The sequence below is a fragment of the Methanobrevibacter sp. genome (assembly GCF_050872065.1).
In the GTDB taxonomy this organism is placed as follows: domain Archaea; phylum Methanobacteriota; class Methanobacteria; order Methanobacteriales; family Methanobacteriaceae; genus Methanocatella.
The window spans coordinates 1-3,577 of record NZ_JBNMGD010000073.1; the positions used below are offsets into that span (position 1 = coordinate 1).

General features: G+C 28.6%; 5 protein-coding genes. All 5 read right to left on the minus strand.

Annotation, left to right across the window (positions count from 1 at the left end):
* Positions 1-43 precede the first annotated feature (43 nt).
* The 5 genes from ACR0P1_RS07580 to ACR0P1_RS07600 all read right to left on the minus strand — a co-directional run bounded on the left by ACR0P1_RS07580 (position 44) and on the right by ACR0P1_RS07600 (position 3,484).
* Positions 44-346, minus strand: coding sequence for a PDGLE domain-containing protein (locus tag ACR0P1_RS07580; protein WP_432645799.1), 303 nt, complete (start codon positions 344-346; stop codon positions 44-46).
* A gap of 1 nt (position 347) precedes the next feature.
* Positions 348-986, minus strand: coding sequence for a cobalt transporter CbiM (cbiM, locus tag ACR0P1_RS07585; RefSeq protein ID WP_432645800.1), 639 nt, complete (start codon positions 984-986; stop codon positions 348-350).
* 251 nt (positions 987-1,237) lie between these two features.
* Complete coding sequence (locus tag ACR0P1_RS07590) at positions 1,238-2,521, minus strand: oligosaccharide repeat unit polymerase family protein (RefSeq protein WP_432645801.1); 1,284 nt, start codon at positions 2,519-2,521, stop codon at positions 1,238-1,240.
* Positions 2,522-2,533: 12 nt separating this feature from the next.
* Positions 2,534-3,307 (minus strand): TrmB family transcriptional regulator sugar-binding domain-containing protein, encoded by a 774-nt coding sequence (locus tag ACR0P1_RS07595; RefSeq protein ID WP_432645802.1) that lies wholly within the window; start codon positions 3,305-3,307, stop codon positions 2,534-2,536.
* A gap of 9 nt (positions 3,308-3,316) precedes the next feature.
* Entirely contained in the window at positions 3,317-3,484 is a 168-nt protein-coding gene (locus ACR0P1_RS07600) for a 4Fe-4S binding protein (protein WP_432645803.1), read from the minus strand.
* Positions 3,485-3,577: the final 93 nt, after the last annotated feature.

Consider the following 3,577-nt stretch of genomic DNA (forward strand, 5'->3'; position numbering starts at 1 on the left):
ATATTAATTTTACTTTAAAAAGAGAAAAAAGAGGAAAAATAAGTTAATTTTTCCTTACTATTAAAGCAACCCCGTATCCGATACCAAGTGTTATTATTATCCCAATTATCAATGAAACAACTTGTAATCCTTGGTTATCAGGAGCGCTTGAAAATGCATAATCTGGGAATAATGCATCTGGTATTCCATTGATTTCTTCTATTTGGAAATCTTCAGGAACATTAGCATCTTCTGCAGATTTTTCAAGACCATCTGGATCGCCTGATGCGATGTATGGTGAGAGGCAAGCAATTATGACACATATGACAACTGCGATAATAATTAAATAACTATCTTTTTTATCCATCTTACTCACTTCCTCCAAGTTTATTCCAACAGAGTAAATCTGGTCTGAATTTGTCTAATGCTGCAAGAACAATCACTGTTAATACAGCTTCGATTATTCCAATGAACAAGTGATATAAAAGCATTGATGGGATACCAATATTCATTGGGAAAGTTCCTGCAATACCCATTTCAATAGCTGCTGCTAATGCCGCAATTACTGTAGCTAACCATGCTGCAACTCCGGCTGCAGGGTATTTTCCTATTTTTTTGTATAATCCTTTAAATGTGTATAATCCTACAAATCCTCCAATAACTCCCATGTTTAACACATTAGTTGCTAAAGCAGTAATTCCTCCATCTCCGAAGATTAATGCTTGAATGAGTAAAACAACGGTGAATACTAAAACAGCAGCTTCAGGTGCTAAGAATACAATAGCTACTAATGCTCCACCAACCATGTGGCCACTTGTACCAAATGGTATTGGCATGTTCATGGACATGATTGCGAAGATACCTGCTGCAAGCACTGCTAGAAGAGGTATGCGTTTTTCATCTAGGTTTGACCTAGCCCATTTTACAGAGAAGTATAATGCAACGATTAAAATTATATAATATATGATGCATTGTGTGATAGGGATAAATCCATCAGGTATATGCAAATTTAATTCCTCCATTAATAGTAATACTTTTTTTGATTTTACTTTTAAATTAGTAATATCTTTAAAATGTATTTTTTAACTATTTTTATGAATATCAGGATAAATGTTTCTTTTATTAAATTTAATTGTTAATAATTCCGTTTTATTCCTTGATATATACTATAATTATTTAATTAGATTATATAAAGGTTATGAAAGTAATACTAATTAGTGTTATTTGTCTAATTTAGTATTATTAATTCATAGAAAAATTAGTTATTTTTTGATTTTTTGATATTAATTAAATATATGAAAATAGCTATTGCAAAGTATAATAAAACTTGTATGTCTAAAATTCCTGTTTCTATGCCTAAAATTGAGTATGTTAAAATTAATGAGTAAATAGCAATGTAAAAATAATTTTTACTTTTTTGCATTATTTTAAATCCAATACCTAAAATGAATCCTAAAATGCACATTTCGATAGCTGCTCCGATTTTACCAAAGTCAATTACCATCTGTCCAATTAATGTAGGGGTGACTGTAACTTCTGTTCTCCATGCGATGATTTTTCCAACAAGCATTCTTGGTCCTAAATCACTTCCTGGAATAGAACTAGCAAGTAATTGACCATGTGTTAATCCAAAATTACCTCCAACAAAATCGAGCAAGTTCAAAACATGTAATGTAAAATCTGCTCTTGATTGTAATGTGTAAAATGGATTTGTGGATGAAGTTATTGTCATTTCACCCAGTGATCTAAAATAGCCAATTCCAATGATTGCACCTACACTAATTACTCCACCAATTACGACTTCCCAAAGAGAAATAATATTTCCATAAAAACCAATTATAATTATAATAAGAAATGCTGCAAGTAGTGGTGTCCTATAACCTAGAAGCAATAATAATGCACAGTTCATGACAAGTAAAAATAGGAATCTAAATCGTGCTTGTGAACGAGTAATATTTTTCATCTGGTAATCTTTCAAATAAGTGCTAGCTACTAAACAGGTTCCAGGTATTATTAAAAACACAGGCATTGTAAGGATAGGTTTTAATAGGTATCTTATTGAGGGTTTTAGTAGAGGAATCCCTCCAATAGATGCAATACACATTACAAAAAATACAATACTAACTAATATTAAACAAAAACCAATAGAATATATGTCTTTTTTATTAAATTCTATAAGTTTGATATTATTATTGTTTAAGAAATATTTTGGCAATATTGTTGATCCTATGAAAAAGGCTATGAATCCTATTAGTAGAGTAATAACTAAACTTGTCGATGGGGAATTCATTGATAGAATTAAAAAGAATGAGAATAATAAAAGCACTATTAATGGATTAAATAAATGATTTTTCAGGATGTTACTTTTATTTAAAAAATTTAAAAATTCTTCATTAGGATATAATTTTTTAAAATAACTATTGGTCCATTGATTTTCAATGAATCTTAAAATGGAAAATATAGTGGTAAATAAAAAAGATTTATGAAATTCATCACTAATCTTATTTATCATTGAAGTTAACTTAGAATAAATAATGCTCATTATTTACACAACTTAAAAAATTCTTATATTTTTAACATCGTAATTCTTTTTAATGTGGTCTAATTGACTTTCGTTACAGTCGTATATTCTAATAGTAATTTCGTCTGTAAGTCCATGAATATTGCCTAAAACAGAATTAGCTTCATTAAGTGTTTGTTTATTGGCTTTTTCCAATATTAACTCATTTCCTAATCCTGAACTAGGTGTTTTGATAGCAACTCTTTTATCATGTGAATTGATGTTGTTTGTTATTTCTTGGATTTTCATTAAATTAATTGAATTAAGTGAGATAGTTGTTGATATTTCAAAATTATTACTTGATAGATTTTTATTTAAATCATTAATTGTTGAGATATTCTCTGGATTTGTTTTAATCTCCACTAGATTAGGATATGTGCTGTGATCTGTTTCAAGTGAAATTTTATCTATGTAAATATCTGCTTCTGGAACACTTTTATACAATCCAGCAAGATATGATTTGTTGTTAGATTCAATTAATATTTTGACATCTGTTCCACCATCATTTCCAATCCAATTTACAGTACCATTTATTGTTGTTCTCTCACCTGTACTTGCATTAAATCCATCAACAGTAGCATTTACAATGTATCCGTCTTTATAATAGTTGGAATAAGTATCTGGAATTTTATTTATTGTAGATGCATCAAATGCTGTTTTTTGTATGTCTGAGGAATCATCTGTTGTTATGTGTATAAATGCAAATGCAATTGCAATTATAATTAGAATGATTATTATGTAATCAATTAAAGTAAATTTTATTTTCATATTTTGTGCCTATTCTTTGTAAATAGCTCCAACTGGGCAAACATCAACGCATTCTCCACAATCATCGCATTTTTCAGAATCAATAATTACAGTATATGCTTTTCTTTTAATTGCTTCTTCTATGCACACATCAATGCAGTCTTCGCAAACTCCACATTCTTCTGTATCAATTTTCAATTATTACACCATTTTAATTTTATTTTCAAAATATAGTTTATATTAAATTATTTTAATATGTAATATTTAAATAGTTTGTTAATCAATATTATC

Coding starts and splice junctions, on each gene's coding strand:
- ACR0P1_RS07590 (WP_432645801.1), bottom strand. CDS start 2,521: ATGAGCATTATTTATTCTAAGTTAACTTCAATGATAAATAAGATTAGT.
- ACR0P1_RS07595 (WP_432645802.1), bottom strand. CDS start 3,307: ATGAAAATAAAATTTACTTTAATTGATTACATAATAATCATTCTAATT.
- ACR0P1_RS07580 (WP_432645799.1), bottom strand. CDS start 346: ATGGATAAAAAAGATAGTTATTTAATTATTATCGCAGTTGTCATATGT.